Origin of the sequence: Piscibacillus halophilus (assembly GCF_900110685.1) — a bacterium.
Taxonomy (GTDB): Bacteria; Bacillota; Bacilli; order Bacillales; family Alkalibacillaceae; genus Piscibacillus; species Piscibacillus halophilus.
Map to the genome: position 1 here is coordinate 14415 of NZ_FOES01000009.1, position 21081 is coordinate 35495.

At 38.7% G+C, this 21081-nt stretch carries 18 protein-coding genes; 6 read left to right on the forward strand and 12 right to left on the reverse strand.

Going from position 1 to position 21081, the window contains the following annotated elements; translation table 11 throughout:
• The first annotated feature begins 131 nt into the window (after nucleotides 1-131).
• Entirely contained in the window at nucleotides 132-716 is a 585-nt protein-coding gene (gene clpP / locus BMY57_RS06185) for an ATP-dependent Clp endopeptidase proteolytic subunit ClpP (RefSeq protein WP_256205257.1), read from the forward strand.
• Between the two features lie 160 nt (nucleotides 717-876).
• On the opposite strand, the gene panF is transcribed toward clpP, so the two are convergent.
• Together panF and BMY57_RS06195 are read right to left on the reverse strand one after the other, a co-directional pair.
• Nucleotides 877-2322: a sodium/pantothenate symporter gene (gene panF, locus BMY57_RS06190; RefSeq protein ID WP_091773162.1), complete on the reverse strand. Its 1446-nt coding sequence runs from the start codon at nucleotides 2320-2322 to the stop codon at nucleotides 877-879.
• Nucleotides 2319-2591 (reverse strand): YhdT family protein, encoded by a 273-nt coding sequence (locus BMY57_RS06195; protein WP_091773163.1) that lies wholly within the window; start codon nucleotides 2589-2591, stop codon nucleotides 2319-2321. The genes panF and BMY57_RS06195 overlap by 4 nt, the downstream gene beginning before the upstream one ends.
• Before the next feature lie 159 nt (nucleotides 2592-2750).
• On the opposite strand from BMY57_RS06195, the gene BMY57_RS06200 reads away from it, so the two are divergent.
• Nucleotides 2751-3629, forward strand: a complete 879-nt coding sequence (locus BMY57_RS06200) for an ATP-binding protein (protein WP_091773164.1) — start codon at nucleotides 2751-2753, stop codon at nucleotides 3627-3629.
• 10 nt (nucleotides 3630-3639) lie between these two features.
• On the forward strand, nucleotides 3640-5547 hold the full coding sequence (locus BMY57_RS06205) for a nitric oxide reductase activation protein NorD (RefSeq protein ID WP_091773165.1): 1908 nt from the start codon (nucleotides 3640-3642) through the stop codon (nucleotides 5545-5547).
• A 170-nt stretch (nucleotides 5548-5717) separates the two neighbouring features.
• On the opposite strand, the gene BMY57_RS06210 is transcribed toward BMY57_RS06205, so the two are convergent.
• From BMY57_RS06210 to BMY57_RS06220, 3 genes are read right to left on the reverse strand one after another with little or no spacing between them, the layout of a single operon-like run.
• Nucleotides 5718-7172 (reverse strand): sodium/proline symporter, encoded by a 1455-nt coding sequence (locus BMY57_RS06210; RefSeq protein ID WP_091773166.1) that lies wholly within the window; start codon nucleotides 7170-7172, stop codon nucleotides 5718-5720.
• A gap of 24 nt (nucleotides 7173-7196) precedes the next feature.
• Entirely contained in the window at nucleotides 7197-8162 is a 966-nt protein-coding gene (locus tag BMY57_RS06215) for an ornithine cyclodeaminase family protein (protein ID WP_091773167.1), read from the reverse strand.
• Nucleotides 8163-8175: 13 nt separating this feature from the next.
• Nucleotides 8176-9342, reverse strand: a complete 1167-nt coding sequence (locus BMY57_RS06220) for an NAD(P)/FAD-dependent oxidoreductase (RefSeq protein WP_091773168.1) — start codon at nucleotides 9340-9342, stop codon at nucleotides 8176-8178.
• Nucleotides 9343-9508: 166 nt separating this feature from the next.
• Between BMY57_RS06220 and BMY57_RS06225 the strand changes: the two genes are divergently transcribed.
• From BMY57_RS06225 to BMY57_RS06235, 3 genes are all read left to right on the forward strand, one after another.
• Complete coding sequence (locus BMY57_RS06225) at nucleotides 9509-10708, forward strand: sugar diacid recognition domain-containing protein (protein WP_091773169.1); 1200 nt, start codon at nucleotides 9509-9511, stop codon at nucleotides 10706-10708.
• A 236-nt stretch (nucleotides 10709-10944) separates the two neighbouring features.
• Complete coding sequence (locus BMY57_RS06230; protein WP_091773170.1) at nucleotides 10945-12159, forward strand: acyl-CoA dehydrogenase family protein; 1215 nt, start codon at nucleotides 10945-10947, stop codon at nucleotides 12157-12159.
• Nucleotides 12160-12164: 5 nt separating this feature from the next.
• Nucleotides 12165-13619 (forward strand): NAD-dependent succinate-semialdehyde dehydrogenase, encoded by a 1455-nt coding sequence (locus BMY57_RS06235; protein WP_091773171.1) that lies wholly within the window; start codon nucleotides 12165-12167, stop codon nucleotides 13617-13619.
• A 200-nt stretch (nucleotides 13620-13819) separates the two neighbouring features.
• Here BMY57_RS06235 and BMY57_RS06240 read toward each other — a convergent pair whose 3' ends face one another.
• The 7 genes from BMY57_RS06240 to mgfK all read right to left on the reverse strand — a co-directional run bounded on the left by BMY57_RS06240 (nucleotide 13820) and on the right by mgfK (nucleotide 21080).
• A complete protein-coding gene (locus BMY57_RS06240) occupies nucleotides 13820-14581 on the reverse strand; it encodes an IclR family transcriptional regulator (protein ID WP_091773172.1) in 762 nt (253 codons plus the stop codon).
• 59 nt (nucleotides 14582-14640) lie between these two features.
• Nucleotides 14641-15813 (reverse strand): saccharopine dehydrogenase family protein, encoded by a 1173-nt coding sequence (locus tag BMY57_RS06245; RefSeq protein WP_091773173.1) that lies wholly within the window; start codon nucleotides 15811-15813, stop codon nucleotides 14641-14643.
• A gap of 27 nt (nucleotides 15814-15840) precedes the next feature.
• Entirely contained in the window at nucleotides 15841-17343 is a 1503-nt protein-coding gene (locus tag BMY57_RS06250; protein ID WP_091773174.1) for an aldehyde dehydrogenase family protein, read from the reverse strand.
• Between the two features lie 84 nt (nucleotides 17344-17427).
• On the reverse strand, nucleotides 17428-18597 hold the full coding sequence (locus BMY57_RS06255; protein ID WP_091773175.1) for an LL-diaminopimelate aminotransferase: 1170 nt from the start codon (nucleotides 18595-18597) through the stop codon (nucleotides 17428-17430).
• Between the two features lie 175 nt (nucleotides 18598-18772).
• Nucleotides 18773-19027: an HPr family phosphocarrier protein gene (locus BMY57_RS06260; RefSeq protein ID WP_091773176.1), complete on the reverse strand. Its 255-nt coding sequence runs from the start codon at nucleotides 19025-19027 to the stop codon at nucleotides 18773-18775.
• Nucleotides 19028-19128: 101 nt separating this feature from the next.
• Nucleotides 19129-20076: a DNA-binding protein WhiA gene (gene whiA, locus BMY57_RS06265; protein ID WP_091773177.1), complete on the reverse strand. Its 948-nt coding sequence runs from the start codon at nucleotides 20074-20076 to the stop codon at nucleotides 19129-19131.
• 47 nt (nucleotides 20077-20123) lie between these two features.
• On the reverse strand, nucleotides 20124-21080 hold the full coding sequence (gene mgfK / locus BMY57_RS06270) for a gluconeogenesis morphogenetic factor MgfK (RefSeq protein ID WP_091773178.1): 957 nt from the start codon (nucleotides 21078-21080) through the stop codon (nucleotides 20124-20126).
• Between the last annotated feature and the right edge of the window lies 1 nt (nucleotide 21081).

Sequence of the window (21081 nt, forward strand, 5' to 3'; positions counted from 1 at the left end):
ATGGTACGTTTATTTCCTATTTTATATGGGAAGATTGTTGGTGTATGTCTTCGGATTTATTTTGTTTGACCTTTATTGACCAAAAGGGTAAGATAAAAGTGTAGAAATTATTGAGCTTGAAAAAGGAGGAAATGAGAATGAATTTGATTCCTACAGTTATTGAACAAACTAACCGCGGTGAACGTGCTTATGATATTTACTCTCGCTTACTGAAGGACCGCATTATCATGCTTGGAGGTCCAGTCGATGACAACATTGCGAACTCAATCGTTGCTCAAATGTTATTCTTAGCAGCTGAAGATCCAGACAAGGATATTTCGTTATACATTAACTCTCCTGGTGGTTCCATCACAGCTGGTATGGCCATCTATGATACGATGCAATTTATTAAGCCTCACGTATCTACAATCTGTGTCGGTATGGCTGCTTCAATGGGTGCCTTCTTACTAGCAGCAGGTGAACCTGGAAAGCGTTATGGTCTACCAAACAGTGAAGTCATGATTCACCAACCATTAGGTGGTACACAAGGTCAGGCTTCTGACATCCAAATTCATGCAAAGCGTATTGTTGAAATGCGTGAAAAGATTAACCAAATTCTTTCTGAACGTACAGGTCAGCCATATGAAGTGATTGAACGCGATACAGATCGTGACAACTTCATGTCTGCAGAAAAAGCAAAAGAATATGGTTTAATTGATGAAGTAATGAAAAAATAAGGATAAGACCCGCGAGCGATCGCGGGTCTTTTTTACATACAATGTCTCATAAATTTATTTCAAAGTCCCATAAATTTTAATTTTTAATCGTTTTCGACAAAATTTTGTCCCATAATTTCAGAGAAACGTCCCATAAAGTAGGAATCGTGTCTCATAAAATTCACGTACCCAACTCAACTTTTCTTTTAAAGAGCAAACTCATTACGACAAACACGATTAAGGAGAAAAAGACGGGTAATGTGACGGTATGAACGCCTAATAGATTCCCAAAGGCTTCATTGTAAAAATGAATGCCAATATAGGAGACAATCCCCGTTACCATAGAAGCAATCGCTCCGTATTTGTTCCCATCCTGCCAATAAAGACCCAAAACGACTGGCCAGATAAATGCCGCTTCAAGTCCACCAAATGCAAATAAGTTTAAGAAAATAATAAAGTCGGGTGGCTGAATGGCTAATAGAAAAACAATGATACCAATGACAGCTGTTACGCTAAAACTGACTTTTTCTACGTGACGTCTTGTGGCAGTTGGCTTGATGTAGTTAATGTAAACATCTTTGACGACTGATGAACTGACTAATAATAGTAATGAATCCACTGTCGACATGATCGCTGCGAGTGGTGCGGCTAAAACGATCCCTGCTAGCCAGCCTGGCAAGACTTCTAAAGCAATCAGTGGAATGACTTGATCAGGGACATCAATTCCTGGTAATACAGGTCGAGCGAACACTCCAATTAAATGCATGTTTAACATGATAAACCCAACAACAATGGTTCCAATGATAAGGGCTCTATGCATGGAACGTGAATCTTTATACGACATCGCACGGACGGCGACTTGTGGTAAACCAATGACTCCTACGCCAACCAAAATCCAAAATGAGGATACATAAAGCGCTGATAAGTTTCCATCTGGGCCATATGGTGTCACTAAATTAGGGTTTTCAGTGGTAAGGTCATTCATGATTTGTTCAATTCCCCCGCCAGCAACGATGACCCCGATGAGTAGAAGCAAGGTTCCAAAAAACATAACCACACCTTGAAGCGTATCGGTAATCGAAACCGCTCTAAACCCACCGATGACGACGTAAATCAAAACCGCTACAGCAAATATAAACAAAGCGCCAATATAACTTAACCCTGTAATGGATTGGATTAAGTAAGCGCCTCCAATCCATTGAGCAGCCATAGCTGAAAATAAAAAGAGGATGATACTAATAGCCGCTAAAATCACAACCGTTTTACTTTCGTATCGGCCTTTTAAAAAGTCCGTTAATGTCACGGCATTATATCGTCTCGTCATGATGGCGAATTTTTTACCTAATATGAGTAACACAAAGTAACCTGTTGCAACCTGAGTCATGGCTAATAACACCCAACCAAGACCAATATCATATGCCGCACCAGGACCTCCTAAGAAGCTAGATGCACTTCCGTAAGTTGCGACCATCGTCATCGCCAGCACAAGGCCACCTAACTCACGACTTCCGACAAAATAATCACTTAAGAATGATTTCGACTGCTTTAATTTTTTATTAGACCAAATTCCAATAAGAAAAATGGTGACTAGAAATAATAATAAAGGTACTAATACATCCCAATTCATTCAGAGTGCTCCTCCTCTCGATCATCAAGAGGAAGATCTGTCAGTAGAAATTTCACGGTTAGAATCACTAAAGAAACCATGACAAGGAAGCCGATGATACAGCTCCAGAAAAACCAAGCTGGAAAACCAAAAATATATGTATAATCTTCAGGTGCTTTTTGACCTAAACCATACGCAAAGCCATACCACCACAAAAAATTGATTAAAGCGAGTACGACACCCATGAGCGCTTCACGATGCGATATGCGAAAGCGCCAATCCTTGTTCATAAAAATCCCTCCTGTGTACTGGTTCCATTATATCACGGATTCGAAGCTTTGAAGTATAAGGTTTCGCTCGAGTGATGAATGTGTAGTACAATGCGAATAGACCGTTCAACTGTAAATAAAGGAATTATAAATACACTCTCAAATCGAAAGGAGTACACCATGGACATTACAAAAGATTTACCACAAAATATAACGAATTTAATTGAACAACATAAATATACCGGCGAAACGGATTTTGACTACCTCGTTGGTGAGGGTGGATATATACCGCAGAGTGAGGATTTATTAACGGATTTAATCGTTGCAATTGCTCAAGGGAAAAACATCCTTCTTAAAGGGCCAACTGGATCTGGAAAAACAAAGTTAGCCGAAACCCTCTCCTCCCTTTTCAATCAACCTCTGTTTAGTGTGAACTGTTCGGTTGATTTAGACGTGGAGAGTTTTGTTGGATTTAAAACGATTGACTATCAAGATGGAAAACAAATCATTGACTATGTTCCTGGTCCACTCGTTCAAGCGATGAAGAACGGGCACTTTTTATATATCGATGAAATTAATATGGCTAAGCCTGAGACACTTCCAGTGATCAATGGCGTTCTCGATTATCGTCGTCAAATCACGAATCCTCTGACTAATGAAGTGATTAAAGCGAAAGAAGGCTTTAACGTGATTGCCGCGATTAATGAAGGATATATCGGAACGACTCGACTAAATGAAGCACTTAAAAACCGCTTCATCGTGATTGATGTATCTTATCTGCAAGGAGAGCAACTGAAAAACTTAATTAAAAATAACACGAACCTAAATGATGAAAAACTAATTAACCAATATGTCCAACTCTCGCATGATCTGATTGCAGCTACTCAGCAAGGAAAAGTGTCCGAAGATGCCGCAAGTATCCGTGCGTTACTCGATGCTTGTGATTTAAGTGAAATGATTCCGCCTAAGCGTGCCATTCGCCGTGCGATTGTAAATAAATTAGAGGATGACCGCGAACAAGATGTCGTTCAAAACTTAGCTGATATGCTGTTTGAGTAAGGAGGTCAATATGAAGTTTGATAAGACGATTGTCGACGCGAAATTGTTTACAGAGCTACAAGATTTGGCCTCAGTTTTATCAAAAGTTCCGGATTTAGAGTTTGACTATCAATTCGGTCATTACATCAACCTCAAAGATCGAAAAATTTCAGCGAGCCATTTTTGGGATTATTACGAGGAAAATGAACGACTATCAGGCTATAAAACGGATGTTTGGCTTCGTGCATTAGGGACGATGACTCAAACGAATCTTAAAGATTTTAAAGATATGCAAATTTTTATAGACGAAACGCCTATTCCTAATTTTGCGTCCGAACTTTTTACTCTATTAGAAGATTTGAGACTTGAGGAATATATTCGAAATAAGCGTCGCGGAACGATTCAAACGTTCCGGACAAGATCGCGAGCTTATCGACGTTATTTTAACACTCAACTCCAAACGAACGTCACACGAAATTACCCAACTGATGAGCTATTTTGTATGATTTATTTAACCCTAACGTCAGATCAACCTTTTGAATCTTTTCCAAATGCGAATGAAAGGCAACATGAAACGCTAGAAAAGATACGTCCACTATTATTCGAATCATTTGAAGCGACATCAACTCGAGATATTGCAACGATAACCATGAAGATTGTTTCGATGATTCAAGAAAACTATGAGGATGCCGTTAATAAGTATTTCGTTCTCCCCATCAAGCATGAGGCGAGCTATCAAAACGATTTGTTGTTTGATGAATTAATGAGAACGGATGAACTATCTAATGACGACGCAGAGGAACTTGAAGATCAAGACGAGACAATCGACGAGAAGTTCTCAACATGGCACCGTGAAAACGAAAATAGTGACAGACAACAGAGCTTCTTACGATATGAACTCGAACAAGGTACAAAAACTAACATCTTAGGTGATGGCACTCGCGAGACTGAAGATGGCGATCAAGCGATGGCCAGTGTTCAAGGGTTTTCAGCTGAAAGTCAAGAATACGATTACTCAGACTTAGAAAACTTAGATGAGAAAAAACAGCAAAAAGCTGGGGAAACTGGTCGTTATGGTAAAGACAACTTAAAAGCAACCAAGCATGACGTGGATCCTTCTTCCCCATCGCTTCAAGATCAACAGCTATATAAAGACATCGTTAGAGATGTTCAATTTGAAAAATTAAAGCTGAAACGGACGATCGATCAAGCCCTTGAACATAAACAAAATGCTGCTCGTGACCATTTAATCTCAGGTCGTTTATCTAAAAAACAATTATTGCCACTGATTTTGGATGAGGAACCACGGGTCTTTTATAAAAAAGATCATGAATCAAAAGACATTGATGCTGTTTTCACTTTACTCATTGATTGCTCTGCTTCTATGATGAATAAAATGAATGAAACGAAAAAAGCTGCCGTCTTGTTTCATGAAGTTTTAAAGGATTTAAACATTCCACATGCCGTCATCGGCTTTTGGGAAGATGGGTTTGAATCAGACGAACAAGAACAGCCAAATTATTTTCATCGAGTCATTCAAACTGAACACTCACTAGACCCGAAGACAGGTCCAGAAATCTTACAGCTAGAACCTCAAGAAGATAATCGTGATGGGTATAGTATCCGTATTGCGGCTGAGGAATTGATGCAACACCAAGCTGAACACCAAATTTTATTAGTGTTTTCAGATGGTGAGCCATCAGCTTACAACTATAGTGAAAATGGCATTATCGATACTCACGATGCCGTACTAAATGCTCGAAAACGTGGCTTGGATGTTATAGGCGTATTTTTGTCAGATGAATCCATTTCCGAACAAGAAGCGTTATTAATGAAAAATATTTATGGCAGAGAACACTTACTTGTCCAAGGACTTGAAGAACTACCTGATGCCCTCGCATTTTTACTCAGAAAAATTTTGATTTCTGCTATTCATTAATCATCCAAAAAAAGCTTTTGCGAACCAGTCGCAAAAGCTTTTTTATTGCATTTATGAGACATTTTTTCTAACTTATGAGACCTTTTCACCCATTTATGAGCCATAAAATATGTCGATTGTAACAAAAACACGATTTTATGAGCTCTTTAAAAAGGTTTATGAGCTCTTAATCAGACAGCCTTCTCCCCTACTCCTGTCTCTTCATGTTGATCAGGAATTAATAAACTAAATACAATACCGAAGATTGCTGCAATAAAGAACGTGGTAAACCGTGATGTCATCATCTCTTCTAGCGGTGTGCTAATCCATATAATAGTGGAAATGATTCCAGCTAGAATGGTCGCAATCACACCTGCACTAGAATACTTTTTCCAGAAAAATGTCATTAAAATCGCAGGTGATAATGTACAGCCCACTCCGGCCCAGGCCCAGCTGACAACTAGATATAATAACGATTCAGAAACGAGCGCAATGACCATACCGATAATACCGAATACTAAAACGGAAAAACGCGATAACCAGAGTAGCTGCTTTTCAGTTAAATTAACTCCTAATGCTTTATGAATAATGTCTTCACTGACAGACCCAGTAACAACGATTAATTTTGAATTTGCGGTTGTGATAATCGCTGCTAAGATTCCCGCTAATAATAGACCCGCAATCCAATTCGGGGTTAATTGAAGTATCATCGTTGGTAAAATCGTCTCGACATCCGCAAAAGATCCTTGCTCATACATGGCAATGGCTGTTATACCAATCATGAAGGCACCGCCATAGGCTAAAACCGTCCAAATAATTGCAACAACTGTACCTTGGCGAACTTCTTTTTCATTCTTTAATGCCATAAATCTTGCACTTAATTGTGGCTGACCTCCGAGGAATCCAAAGAACCAGGCAAAGTTACTAAAAAATAAAACGCCTAATGAGAAACCGGTTAATCCGCCAAACCATGAATCAAATGAGCTCCCTGCTGTTGTAAGTGACTGAGAAATCGATAAATCGTTCGCGTTAATATAAAATAACGCTAATATAGGAAGCACGACTAATGTGATCACCATCATGACACTTTGGATCATGTCGGTCCAAACCACTGAGATAAACCCGCCACCAAATGCGATTAATATAATGATCACAGTGGCGATCACAATTCCAACAGTTGGTGGCAAATCAAACGTGATTAAAAACATTTTCCCGGCACCAGCCATTTGTGCCCCTACATAGAACATTAAAAATCCTGCAATCAATGTACCTGCCAACCATCGAATCAGTTTAGCTTTTTGTCCAAATCGCTTAGCTAAATAATCCGGAAGAGTTAGCGCGTTATATTTGTCCGTTTCCTCCATAAACTTCTTGGCTAGGAATAACCATGAGAATATTATACCTAGGGCAATACCGACTGCCACCCAGACCCCAGAAAGACCAGATGCAAAAACGAACCCCGTAAAACCTAGTAGCAACCAAGCTGACTCCCCTGTCGCTCGTTCAGAAAAAGCAAGCGCCCAGCCGGGTAATTTCTTACCTCCAAGTAAGAAATCACTTTGTGTTTTACTTAATTTACTGTAGTAATAACCAATCCCCAAAATTATGAGACAATATAATATAAACTCCACTAAAATAACATTCATCCTATCCCTCCAATTAACTCGTCATCATATGTGTGAACCTACTTTCATCTTTTCCGATCGTTCAAAAATATTTGAAGCAACTACTACGTCAAATAAGGCCATGCCTGTTGACTTAAAAACCACGCTCCCTTCGTCATAGTTTAATTGGCTAGAATGAGTTTCATTTTTAATAACTGTAGAGAAATAGTGGATGTGTGAATCATCGTACAACCCCTTTTTAATTGGATTGATGACATCACCTGATTCTTTTTTGGCATCGTGAGAATCTATATAAAAATGTTTGGCTGTTTTAAAAAGAACATCTGGAAATTCCTGCATGGTTGGTTGGAAGGAACCTATACCGATTATTAATTTCCCATGGTATAGTGTTTCATCTTCTGGTAGGACAGGTGTTTCAGAGGTAGTGGCTGTTATGATAATTTCAGCATCCTTAACTGCTTGATTCACTGATTGACATATATGAATGCGAATCGATTCATTTAGGTGAACGTTTAATTCATCAATAAAATCAGGAATTTTATGAAGCGATCGATTGTAAAAATAAATCTCTTTAATCTCTCGTTCAGCACAGGCAGCTAGGGTTTGATAAAAGCCTTGTACCCCCGTTCCAATCACTGCTAAAGATTGGACATCAGGTTTAGCAAGGTGTCTTACTGCAGAACCTCCAAGAGCACCCGTTCGTAACCCTGTTAAAAATGCACCATCCATGATCGCTTGTATCGAACCATTCTCATGATCATTGAGAATGACTAGACTATGCAAAGTTGGTAGGTCCTGATTGTTTGGAAACGACGTCACTAATTTGGTCCCAATACTTGTTTTTGAAATACATGGCATTAATATTAATGTGTTATCCCCATCCTTTAATTGAGTTCGTGTAGGCATTGTAAAGGTTCCCTCTTCATAGACACGATAAGATTCATCAATAGCGTCAATCACATCGGACATCGACACACATTTCCAAATGTCGTTTTCATTTAAAAATTTCACGTTATATCCTCCTTTACACGACAGCTCCTTCAATGACTAGTTCATTGGTTGAAAATCTCTCAAACTTTAATGGCGATAAATCAATTGATTCATATCTGCCCTTAATGATTAATTCGGCAAGTCCTTGCCCTACAGCCGGTGCTTGTTGCATTCCGTGACCACTAAACCCACATGCTAAATAATAGCCTTTTAACTCTGGGTGTTCCCCAATAACCGCATTCTGATCTTTTGTATTATGACTATACATCCCAGCCCAACCGCTAATGATTTTAGCTCGTTCAAAATTAGGAATACGTTCGGCTAAAACAGGCCATAACGTCTCCATAAAAAATGATCGTTTCCAAGTAAAATCAATCCCCGGTTTAACTTTTTCCGAAAAACCAGCAATAAAGCTAGCCCCTTCATGTCTGAAATACACACCTGTTGGATCAACGGTTAAAGGTAACGGCTTCTCTAAAGGCTCTGCTGCATTAAATTGAATGACTTGCCTTTTTAGCGGAACTATTGGCAGTGGATAGCCACTATCTTCACTTATCTTAGGTGCCCATGGTCCAGCACTATTAATCACAATCGGAGCTTTATACAGCATTCCGTCTTTTGTAACAACACCGGTTACTCGACCGCTATCTTCTTTAATCGAATAGATTTCATCATATACATAACGGCCCCCTAGCTCTTTCACTTTTTTCACATAACCTTGCATCACAGAATAAGGATCTAAATAGCCATCTTCCCCGCAATATAATCCTCCAGTTAAGTCACTAGTGTTTAATTCAGGAATGATTTGTGTAAGTTCACTGGCCGTCAAAATTTCAGAGGGTACACCATATTTTTGTTGTAAGGCAGCCTGTTTTTTCAAGTCATCTAATGTTTCATTTTTGGCAAGAAATAAATAGCCTCTCTGTTTAAAATCAATCTCTGCTCTTTCCCCATCAACTTGCATATCTTCCGGGAATGTTTTATATTTCTTTAAGCTATATCGACTGATTTGAATATTGATATCCGTTGTAAATAACTGTCTAATTCCACCAGCACTCCGAGGGGTCGAGGCAAATTCATATAAACGATCTTTCTCAAATATCGTAATCTCTCCTGAAAATCCTTCTTTCAATAAATGGTAGGCAATACTTGATCCGATAACACCCCCACCAATAATAATTAGGTCCGTATATTGTTCCATTGTGAACCCCCTTATATAAATCTAACTTTCTGATTACCATCAACTTACACTGTCTCCTCCTTCATATCTATAGGTAAATTGAACAGAAAATGAACTCGAATTTATTCGAAAACGAAAAATATAATTATGGTAGAATGTGAGAAAACAGTCCTTAAAAGGGGTGGTTATGATTGAAGGATTAGTGCAATCTGCACAAAAGGTAGTGAAAGCGGTTTCAGAAATTTCGCCTTTTCCTATAAGCCTGACAGATGAACAGGGTATCATTATTGGAGATACAAATTCGAATAGGATTGGCTCGATTCACCCACCTTCTGAATACGTATTAGAGGTCAAACGACCTGTGTTATTTGATCAACATATGATTCAACAATATGAAAACGTCTTACCTGGTATTGCCGTCCCACTTAATTTTGGCTATAAAACGGTGGGTGTTTTAGGAATTATTGGGGATCCCAAAAACGTAGAGCCATACGCTCTTTTACTAAAAAACTATGTGGAAATGCTTTGGAAAGAAATCTACCAATCCCAGCAAGATTCTTTGTATTCCCATACTCTTGAACGGTTCACACAATATGTTCTATTAAATAATGAACTGGATGAAGGGCAAACAGAGCAATATTCTAATGATTTGAATGTTGCTATTAATAAGAAACGTATTTGCATGATCGTCACTTTGAACCACCCCATTATTTATTACGCCGAACAGACCTTAATTCCAATCGATCAAATGAAGCAAAAAATCACTCACCTAGTCAAAGAAGTTTTTCATTCCAAAAATGACCTGTGTACTTTTATTAATTATGAGAAAATAGTATTATGGAAGTCCTTTCTCTCTAAAAAACACTATGAGCAATTTATTGATAGATTTGACTCTAATGCTATTAAGCTTCAACACTGCTTGAAAGATCTTCATATTCATCATAGTCACATTGCTGCTGGAACAATCAGTGAATCACTTTACACTTTACACCAGTCCTACCAAGATGCAGAACGCTTAATCCGACTAGCTCATAAATACCAACTTACTCAATCTTATTATCATTACCATAGTTGGGAGATCTTATCGAAGCTAATATTAGATGATATTTCAGATACTACTTGGAATTATTTTGAAGACTATTTTTATGATTTTGTTAAACTAGACGATTTTAAAGATTTAGCTGAATGCTTTTTAAGTTACTGTGACCATCAAATGAATGTTAGCCGCGCTGCTCAAGATTTGTACATCCATCGAAATACACTCAGCTATCGTCTTAATAAGATTGAAAAGATGACCTCTATCCATGTCAATAACTTTTACGATTGCTCCACATTATATATTTTTCTAAAATACTATTTAAATAAAACATGTTTACAAAATTTTTAGAATATTTTATAATAAAGGCAACAGAGTTAAGCTGACAAATTCTTTTGTCAGTCCCTGCCTCTGACACTTATTATTCCTATAGCATAACGGTTCCATCTGGTCCCAATTAAATACCCGATTCGGAACAACTAATGAAAGCCAGTTTTTATTCATACAGATGGTGTATGGGTAAAAACTGGCTTTTTTAATACAACCTAGTTTTCTAAAAATCAAATTTAATAGGAGGATTTCTAACTATGAATTTTGAATTTAATGATGAACAGAAAATGTTGAGGCAAACGACTAGGCAATTCGTTGATCGAGAGATTATGCCTTATATCCGGCAGTGGGATGAACAAGGTGCTTTTGATCCGAACATATGGAAGCGCTTAGCTGAGTTAGGATTAATGGGTGTTTGTATCCCTGAAAAATACGGCGGAAGTGGGATGGACTATAATTCATTAGCCATCGTTTGCGAAGAACTAGAAAGAGGCGATACAGCCTTTCGGACTGCTGTATCCGTTCATACAGGCTTAAATAGTCTGACGCTTCTCCAATGGGGATCGGAAGAACAAAAACAGAAATATTTAGTCCCACAGGCAAAAGGTGAAAAGATCGGAGCTTATGGCTTAACCGAACCTGGTGCTGGGTCAGATGTCGCCTCCATGCAAACAACGGCCGTTAAAGATGGGGACTATTATGTATTAAATGGTCAAAAAACATGGATATCTTTGTGTGACCAAGCTGATCATTTTTTAGTTTTTGCCTATACAGATAAGTCTAAAAAACATAAAGGCATTTCCGCTTTTATCGTTGAGCGTACAATGCCGGGCTTTTCATCAAAAGCAATCAAAGGTAAACACGGAATCCGTTCAGGCAATACGGGTGAAATTTTCTTCGATGATTTACACGTACCAGAAGAAAACTTACTCGGTGAGGAAGGTGAAGGATTTAAAATCGCCATGTCTGCATTAGATAATGGTCGCTTCACCGTTGCAGCTGGTGCATGCGGGTTAATCGAAGCGTGTTTAGAAGCAAGTATTCATTACTGTCATGAGCGTCAAACGTTTGGTAAAGAGATTGGTCAGCATCAATTAGTTCAGCAAATGATTGCAAAAATGGAAGCTGGCCTTCAAATGAGCCGTCTATTAGTCTATCGAGCAGGTGAATTAAAAAACCAGGGTAAACGTAATACACGGGAAACGTCATTGGCTAAATGGCAGGCATGCGACTTTGCCAACAAAGCTGCCGATGATGCGGTTCAAATACATGGAGCTTATGGCTATTCGAGTGAATACCCCGTTGAACGATATTTAAGAAACTCGAAAGCACCTGTGATTTATGAAGGCACCCGCGAAATTCATACGGTCATGCAAGCTGAGTATGTATTAGGCTATCGCCAGGATCAACCATTAAACAAAATGTTACCGGCATGGCCTTTTGAAAATGATGAAATATTGCAAAGGAGATGATGTAATTGGCAGAAGTCGAAACGAAGGTATCTAGTCTTTTTATTAACGGTGAGTGGCAAGATTCTGATTCAGGCAAAACTGAAGCCGTAGTGAATCCAGCCAATCTAGAAACGATTATTGAAGTCGCTTACGGTGGAAAGCAAGAAACAGAGCGAGCCATAGAAGCAGCCAAAGCAGCTTTTGTTGAATGGTCAGAAATGAGTCCTAGAAAACGTTCTCGCATATTATACAAAGCTCATCAGCTCATCTATGATCACCTTGATCGTTTAGCTGAAATTTTGACGATGGAACAAGGAAAACCTTTTAAAGAAGCGCGTGGAGAAGTTAAATCAGCTGCTAATTTCTTATTATGGTATGCAGAAGAGGCTAATCGAATCTATGGAGAATGGATGCCATCCTCCCAAACACAAAAACGTATTTTAGTTGTCCCACAACCAGTTGGTGTTGTTGGTGCGATTACTCCATGGAATTTTCCGTCATCTATGATTACAAGAAAAATTGGTCCAGCATTAGCCGCAGGTTGTACAGTCGTCTTAAAACCTGCGCCTGAAACGCCTCTATCGGCTATTGAACTTGTTAAGCTTTTTGAACAAGCCGGACTACCAAAAGGTGTTTTAAATCTAGTTACTGGTGATGCAGAAGAAATCGGTCAAGCACTCTTACAAAATAAAGATGTTAGATTAATCACCTTTACCGGATCAACTGAAGTTGGAAAATACTTAATGAGAGAAAGCGCACAACATGTTAAGAAACTATCATTAGAACTAGGTGGGCATGCCCCTGTCATTGTGTTTGAAGACGCTGATTTAGATGTGGCTGCGAAATTAACACTCGCAAGTAAATATCGAAATGCAGGTCAGACCTGTATTTGTGCTAACCGTGTTTATGTTCATGAATCTGTCCAAGAAAAGTTCTCTCAAAAGTTATTAGAACATATTCAATCCTTAAAGGTCGGTGAAGGGCTTGATCCTAATACTGACATTGGTCCTCTCATCAATGAACAAGCGGTGAGCAAAGTGGAAAGTCATTTAAACGATGCGGTGAAACAAGGAGCAGAAGTCGTTTATGGAGGTGCGAAATGGGAAGGAGAATTAAATGGATATTTCTTTTCTCCTACCATTGTAAAAAATGTAACAAAAGCCATGGCTGTGATGAATGAAGAGACATTTGGTCCTCTACTTCCTCTTCAAACGTTTCAAGACGAAGCCGAAGTGATTGCAGAGGCTAACGATACGGATTATGGCTTAGCTGCTTATATTTTTAGTGAAAACCTCGACCGTTCTTTACGTGTGATGGAAAAACTTGAATATGGCATTGTTGGTGTAAACGATGTCTTCCCTGCTACGGCAGAAGCTCCTTTCGGTGGAGTGAAACAGTCTGGAGTCGGTAAAGAAGGCGGACATCATGGTATTCATGAATTCGTTGAACAAAAATATGTATCAATTGGCATGCATTCTTAATCAAAACAGCTGTCCCAAATATTTGGGACAGCCGTTTTTTCGATTAAAATCATTCATATACAGAAAAGAGAACCTCAAACTCCGAAAAAAGAGACTCACCTGCAGAATAAGGACCTCCAAACACCGAAAAGAGATTCCCTTCTGCAGAATAAAGAGTCCCCTTTACAGGAAAACTCGAGTCATCTTATTCCCGCCATAATTCATACCTCATACACTTCTTTTTCTTGTGGAGAATAGCCCAAACATCTTGAGATCTCCTCGGCGACACATTGGGTTTCTGATTTTATAAAAACAAGGTCCTCCCCTTCAAAGTGAGTGGATAAACCGCTAACGGTTAATGCCGCGATTACCTCCCCACGGTGATTGTAAATAGGGTATGAGATTCCTGTTGTATCCACATCCTGTTCACTTTCACTCGTTGAATAACCTAGTTTATGTATATTGGTCAGTTCATTTAATAGATTTTCGAGTGTTCCTTCCTCTTGAATGTATTGACTTAGGATCTTTATTTGATCTTCTTTTGTCATATAAGCCAACAACAATTTGGGACCTGAACCAATATATAATGGAGAACTTTTACCGACCTTTGTATAAAGGCGTAATGCTCGTTGACTGTCCACTTTTTCGATATAGGTGGCTTGGTGACCATGAACGACTACAAGGTGAACCGCTTCATTGATTTCTTTCGCAAGTTTTTGCATCAATGGTTTTGCGATTTGTCTTAAATCGAGCTGATGAGAAACTAAGTGACCGAGTTCTAACAATTTTAACCCAAGCTGATATCGTTGCTCATATTGTTCTGTTCTCATGATGTAACCCATTGATTCTAATGACTGAAGCATGCGATAGGCAGTTGGTTTAGGTAAACCTGTTTTAACCGATATATCTTTAAGTGATAACTCAGACGTTGTCTCATTAAACAAATCTAGTATTTTTAAGGCCTTAACCACACTTTGGTTCATTTTAATTACTCCTCAACCTTATTTATGTATAGGAAATCCCTCTAAGAAGAGGGATTTCCTTATGCCTTTGTTACTAACGGAGATTCTTGTCGGCTTTCTTTAATGTTGACTCCTCGTTTAGCCATTTCATCGATATACTCACGGCCTGGAACGATTCGCTCTGGAGGGTAAACACCTCGTTTTGTAATGGTTCCATTAGCGATCATTTGAGCCACGACAGAAATCGTATTAGCCGTAGCTTGAGCCATCGCAGTTACATTTTTCACCCGATCTTTAAATGTTGACATTTCATATTTGTACTCTACCGGAACATCATCTTCTAAACCGCCAACTATGACTCTTAGTAACACCGCATCATCGCGATCTTTTAACTCGACAATGGGTTCAATGACTTTCAAAAAGACCTCCCGCGGTTTTACCTTAGCTCCATGAACGTCCACTTCATAGTCTTGACGTGTTAAGTTTAAATCAACGAGCAATTTGAATTTTTCGGCATGCCCTCGATAACGAATCGTTTTATATTCTAACGTCTGAACATTTGGGAAGGAATGTGGCAATGTCGATGTTCCACCTGATGTATGGAAAGCTTCTAACGGACCAAATCGTTCAAAGTGGAGGGTTTCAACTTCAGATAACGCTGGGACCTCCACTTTTTCTCCATTACGAATAATGAGAGCTGGGTCTGTATAATGATCCATTAACCCTTCCATTGAAAATACGTGATTGTATTCTAATGGCGGCTCAGGTTGAACAGGAATTCCACCAACGAATAAACGAATCGATTCTAGCTGATCAACCTTACTTGCCCCAAAACCAGATAAAATATTAATCATACCTGGTGCCACACCTAAATCCGGAATAACTGTAACTCCTGCTGCTTGAGCTTCCTCATTTAATGCTAAAACTTTATCTGTTATATGACCAATATGCCCACCTAAATCGACCACATGTGTTCCAACTTCAATACCTGTTTTAGCCACGATTTCATTAAAACTATAAAACAACGCATTGACGACGACATCATACTGCTTGATAAAATTGCCTAATTCAGCAGGGTTGCTAGCATCGACTTGGAAGGCTTCCAGTTTTTCAGAATTCAATGTGTCACAAACTTGATTCGCACGTGCTAAATCAATATCAGCTAACCCTACTTCATAAACACCATCACTTAGAACAAGATCGCGTGCCGCTTCTTTTCCCATTAACCCAGAACCTAATACCGCTACTTTCATGAACAAACTCCCCCTTTGGTTTTATTTCTATTCCACATCGATTTGTGCTCTCTGCAACTTACCACTAAAGTCCACATAGACTGCTTTCCACTCTGTAAAGACATCTAATGCAGCTTGACCTGAATCACGGTGACCATTTCCTGTTCCTTTTGTACCTCCGAATGGTAGGTGAATTTCAGCACCTGTCGTACCGGCATTAACATAAACAATCCCTGTATCTAAATCACGTTGAGCTTTGAATACTTTATTTATATCTTGAGTAAAAATAGAGCTTGATAATCCAAAAGCAACATCATTATTCACTTCAATCGCCTCATCTAAATCTTTAACAGGTATAATGGATAAAACAGGGCCAAAAATCTCTTCCTTTGCAATGCGCATGTCTGGTTTAACATCAGTGAATAATGTCGGTGCAAAATAATATCCTTTATTTAAATCCCCTTCATTTAATGCGTTACCACCCGCTAATAAACGAGCACCTTCCTCTTGACCAATTTGCACATATTTTTCAATTTTTCTAAGCCCCGCTTCATTAATGATCGGACCGACTTTATTCTGTTCATCTAAACCATCTCCAATAGTGAGATGATCGATTTCAGCCAATAAACGCTCCTCTAACTGTTCTTTAACACTTTCATGAACGATGACACGACTACAGGCCGTACAACGTTGACCACTCGTACCGTAAGCACTCCAAATAATACCTTGTACAGCTAAGTCTAAATTGGCGTCATCCATGACGATTACAGCGTTTTTACCACCCATTTCAAGCGAGACTTTTTTCAATAACTGACCACATTTTCCTGCAATGGTTCGACCTGTTTCATTGGATCCTGTAAACGAGATCACCCGAATGTCTGAGTGCTCAACCATGGCATCTCCTACTTCAGATCCTGAACCAAACACAACATTAACCACACCGTTTGGAAGCCCAGCTTCAACGAAAATTTTCGCCATTTCATAGGCCATCATTGGGGTTTCCGTAGCAGGTTTCCAAATCACGGCATTACCTGCGACAATAGCCGGGAACGATTTCCACGTCGCAATCGCAATTGGAAAGTTCCATGGTGTAATAATACCGACAACGCCAACAGGTGCTCGTTGACTCATCGCGAATTTATCTTTTAATTCGGCAGGTGTTGTATGCCCAAATAAACGGCGGCCTTCTCCTGCCATATAAAAAGCCATATCAATTCCTTCTTGAACTTCCCCACGTGCTTCCTCAATGACCTTCCCGTTTTCCATTGTTAAAATTTGAGATAAATGTTCCTTTCGTTCCTTCATGATATAACCGACACGGTATAAAACTTCAGCACGTTGAGGAGCTGGTACTAGTGCCCATTCTTTTTGCGCTTTCTTTGCTGCTTTAACTGCTTGATTTACATCTTCCTGACTTGATAGAGGTACATCAATTAACTTTTCTCCATTTGCTGGGTTCACAACTGGTGCGAAATGGTCTTGTTGAGCGGATACCCATTCACCATTAATAAAGTTAGACAATTTCTTTTCTGTAACGAGTGCGTTAGACATGCTATTCCCTCCATTTATATAAATTATTTAAGGCAAAGCCTCATGAATTAATCTGACTGTTAACGATGTATATTCAACTAATCATCAATCATTCGTCAATAAATACTTCATACGGCTCATAGCTTCATTAAGTCGTTCATTCGGCACTGATAAAGAAATTCTAAAATAACCTTCTCCAGATTTTCCAAACGCATTTCCAGGTGTGACAATAACACCTGCTTTTTCTAGTAACTCACTCGAGAACTCCATCGAGGTCCATCCTTCAGGCACTTTTGCCCAAACAAAAAATGTACCCCGTGGTCGTTTAACGTGAATGCCCATTTCTTCTAGTACTGACATGACAAAATCTAATCGACCTTCATACACTTGATTATTTTCACTAACAGTTGATAAATCGCTTAAAAGTGCTTTTGCTCCAGCCTTTTGAATCGGTAAAAATTGACTCGTATCCGTATTACTTTTGACAATGGATAAAGCTTGAATAAGATCTCGATTTCCTACGACATAACCAATTCTCCAACCAGTCATGTTAAAACTTTTTGATAGTGATCCGAATTCCACTCCAATCTCTTTTGCTCCTGATACTTCCAGCAAACTCGGTGCCCGATAGTCTCCAAATGTCACTAAATCGTAAGCGGCATCATGCGCAATCGCAAATTGATATTTTCTCGCTAATGAAACCGCTTTCTCAAATACGTCTACTTCGACAGTTCCCGCTGTTGGATTATTAGGGTAGTTTAAAATCAATAATTTGCTCTTTTCGTAATCTGTTTTAGGTGTCTGTTGGAAATTGGGTTGAAAGTCTTTTTCAGCTTCTAAAGGTAGGTAAGTTGTTTGACCACCAGCTAAATGAATAGCCGATTCATAGACGGGATAACCTGGATCTGGAACCATAACAGTTTCGGTAGGGTTAATGACTGCTGAGATGAGATTTGCGATTCCTTCTTTCGATCCAATTAAGGTTAATACTTCTTCATCAGGGTTAAGTGTCACCCCGTAATGCTTTTCGTAAAAATGTGCAACGGCTTCTCGAAACTCTTGACTCCCTGAATAAGGAGAATAACGATGATTACTAGATTTATAAGCTTCTTTTACAAGTTCATCAATCACAAAGGTTGGTGTTGGTAAATCAGGAGCTCCTATTCCTAAATCAATAATATCCATTCCACTTTCTTCAAGTTCCTTTTTTCTCTTATATACACGAGAAAAAATGTACGGTGGCAGCGTTTGAACACGCTCCGAATGAAAGTCCAAATATCGAACCCCCTATCGTTTCAAATATTGAAATAATGTTTCAATAACATCTATATTGAGTATATGTGATAAACCTATTTTTTACAATACTTAGAATAGTCAAAAATATCGACAAATTTTTAGAGCATAATAAAAACCACGCTAGGAACTATACCTAAACGTGGCTACCACATAATTATTCGCTTTCAATAAGTGTTACTAATGAGTCCATGGCTTGTTCTTCATCAGGACCTTCTGCTTGAAGTTTAACGACTTCATTAGAACCAATCGCTAAACTCATCACACCCATTATACTTTTTGCGTTTACACGCTTACCATCTTTCTCTAAAAACACGTCTGATGAAAAGCGATTAGCTTCTTGAACAAATTTAGCTGCTGGCCTTGCTTGTAGACCTGTTTCTAATTGAACCGTTAATTCCTTTTCAACCAAATTCAGCTACTCCTCTCTTTATATATTCTGCATTAAAGCGCTTCACTGAAATTTCATTTATTATAGCATGAAAAATTGGAAATAAAAAGCATACAACTACTTTAATTCTCTAATAAATCCCCTTGTCTAAGTTTTTCAGCATACTCATCGATCTTTCTTAAACGGTGATTAATGCCTGATTTACTAATCTTTCCGTACTTGGACAACTCACCTAACTCTTTTAGTGTCACATCTTGGTGTTGGACACGTAATTCTGCGACTTCCCGCAATTTTTCTGGTAGAGCGTCTAATCCTACCGTTTTTTCAATATAGCGGATATTTTCAACTTGTCTAAATGCAGCTCCAATCGTTTTATTTAAATTGGCTGTTTCGCAATTAACTAATCGATTGACCGAGTTACGCATATCACGCATAATACGAACGTCTTCGAATTTTAATAACGCTTGATGAGCCCCAATTAGGATTAAAAATTCCGTAATTTTCTCGGCTTCTTTAATGTAACAAATGAAACCTTTTTTCCGTTCAAGTGTTTTAGCATTTAAGTCAAAGTGATTTAATAGGCGACAAAGGGTATCATTGTGCTCTTCATAAAATGAATAGATTTCTAAGTGGTATGAAGACGTTTCAGGATTATTGACAGATCCCCCAGCTAAAAAAGCACCTCTTAAATAAGATTTCTTACAACAATCTTTTTCGATAAATGAATCAGACACGATCCGTTTAATCGCAAATGATTCCTCTAAAATTTCAAGATCAGTCAATAAGTTTTTAACTTGGTCATACATTCTAACAATATAAATATTGTTTTTCTTTAGGCGCATTTTCTTTCGAACTAAAAGCTCGAGTGGGACTTCATACATGCTTTTAATTAATGAATAAATCCTTCTTGCGATCGCCGCATTTTCTGTTTGTACGTCTAAGATGTATTGACGATTAGAAAATGATAACGAGCCGTTCATACGAATTAATGCTGCTAATTCAGCCCGTTTACAACAGTCATCGCTCTCTATATTGGTTAGTTCTTTTTTTGTTTCAGATGCGAATGACATGGTATTCCCCTCATTTCTACCTACTAACTGTACTAGCCTAACTTTAATTATAACAAGTTATAAAGAAGTTTTGCTATCTTTTGCTCATCATGTTTCAGCGTTCCATCTTCATGTAAACTTGCAATATCGTCTTTTAAAATTTGGACGCCCATGTCCATGAGAGATTCTTCATCACAAGTAACTGGTTCAGCTTTTTCTTTCGCGTATCCCTCTTTAATATTCGGGGCAATCGCTTCACCATGAACGACAATCTCATCAATAAATTGATCTCCAACATGATCATGGAGGGCCTTAATATGATCCGATGCTTTATATCCCTCGGTCTCACCATACTGAGTCATGATATTACATATATAATATTTTTTAGCTTTAGCTTTTAGAATCGCTTGTTTGATTTCCGGTGCAATTAAATTCGGAATGATACTCGTATAAAGACTTCCTGGTGCGACAACAATCATCTCGGCACGTTTGATTGCTCGAACCGCTTCTGGTAAAGGTTCGATTTTAGGTGGATCATAAAACACACGTTTAATCGGCTTTCCGACTTTCGGAATATTCGATTCACCTCGGACAACCGTACCGTCTTCAAATTCTGCTTTAAGGTACATGTTTTCATTTGCTATCGGGTAAATACGGCCTTTTACATTAAACACTCGGGAAATTTCTTTAATTCCACTATAAAAATCACCTGTAATCGATGTCATCCCTGCTAAAATTAGGTTACCCAAAGAATGACCAGAAATGCCATTCCCATTTTCAAAACGATGTTGAAAAAGTTTTAACAGTGTTGGTTCGACATCCGACATCGAAGCAATCACCTTACGTATATCGCCCGGTGCAGGAATGGATAAATCCTCTCGTAGCCTTCCCGTACTCCCACCGTCATCGGATACAGTGACAATGGCCGATAAATTAATCGGGTATCGTCTCAAGCCCCTTAATAATACAGGTAGTCCTGTTCCCCCTCCGATGACGACTACCTTAGGTCCATTTACATTCGTCATT

Bases quoted from the DNA above. Each gene is read 5' to 3' on its own strand.
- clpP (WP_256205257.1), top strand. From the start codon at position 132: ATGAGAATGAATTTGATTCCTACAGTTATTGAACAAACTAACCGCGGT.
- panF (WP_091773162.1), bottom strand. From the start codon at position 2,322: ATGAATTGGGATGTATTAGTACCTTTATTATTATTTCTAGTCACCATT.
- BMY57_RS06195 (WP_091773163.1), bottom strand. From the start codon at position 2,591: ATGAACAAGGATTGGCGCTTTCGCATATCGCATCGTGAAGCGCTCATG.
- BMY57_RS06200 (WP_091773164.1), top strand. From the start codon at position 2,751: ATGGACATTACAAAAGATTTACCACAAAATATAACGAATTTAATTGAA.
- BMY57_RS06205 (WP_091773165.1), top strand. From the start codon at position 3,640: ATGAAGTTTGATAAGACGATTGTCGACGCGAAATTGTTTACAGAGCTA.
- BMY57_RS06210 (WP_091773166.1), bottom strand. From the start codon at position 7,172: ATGAATGTTATTTTAGTGGAGTTTATATTATATTGTCTCATAATTTTG.
- BMY57_RS06220 (WP_091773168.1), bottom strand. From the start codon at position 9,342: ATGGAACAATATACGGACCTAATTATTATTGGTGGGGGTGTTATCGGA.
- BMY57_RS06225 (WP_091773169.1), top strand. From the start codon at position 9,509: ATGATTGAAGGATTAGTGCAATCTGCACAAAAGGTAGTGAAAGCGGTT.
- BMY57_RS06230 (WP_091773170.1), top strand. From the start codon at position 10,945: ATGAATTTTGAATTTAATGATGAACAGAAAATGTTGAGGCAAACGACT.
- BMY57_RS06240 (WP_091773172.1), bottom strand. From the start codon at position 14,581: ATGAACCAAAGTGTGGTTAAGGCCTTAAAAATACTAGATTTGTTTAAT.
- BMY57_RS06245 (WP_091773173.1), bottom strand. From the start codon at position 15,813: ATGAAAGTAGCGGTATTAGGTTCTGGGTTAATGGGAAAAGAAGCGGCA.
- BMY57_RS06250 (WP_091773174.1), bottom strand. From the start codon at position 17,343: ATGTCTAACGCACTCGTTACAGAAAAGAAATTGTCTAACTTTATTAAT.
- whiA (WP_091773177.1), bottom strand. From the start codon at position 20,076: ATGTCATTCGCATCTGAAACAAAAAAAGAACTAACCAATATAGAGAGC.
- mgfK (WP_091773178.1), bottom strand. From the start codon at position 21,080: ATGACGAATGTAAATGGACCTAAGGTAGTCGTCATCGGAGGGGGAACA.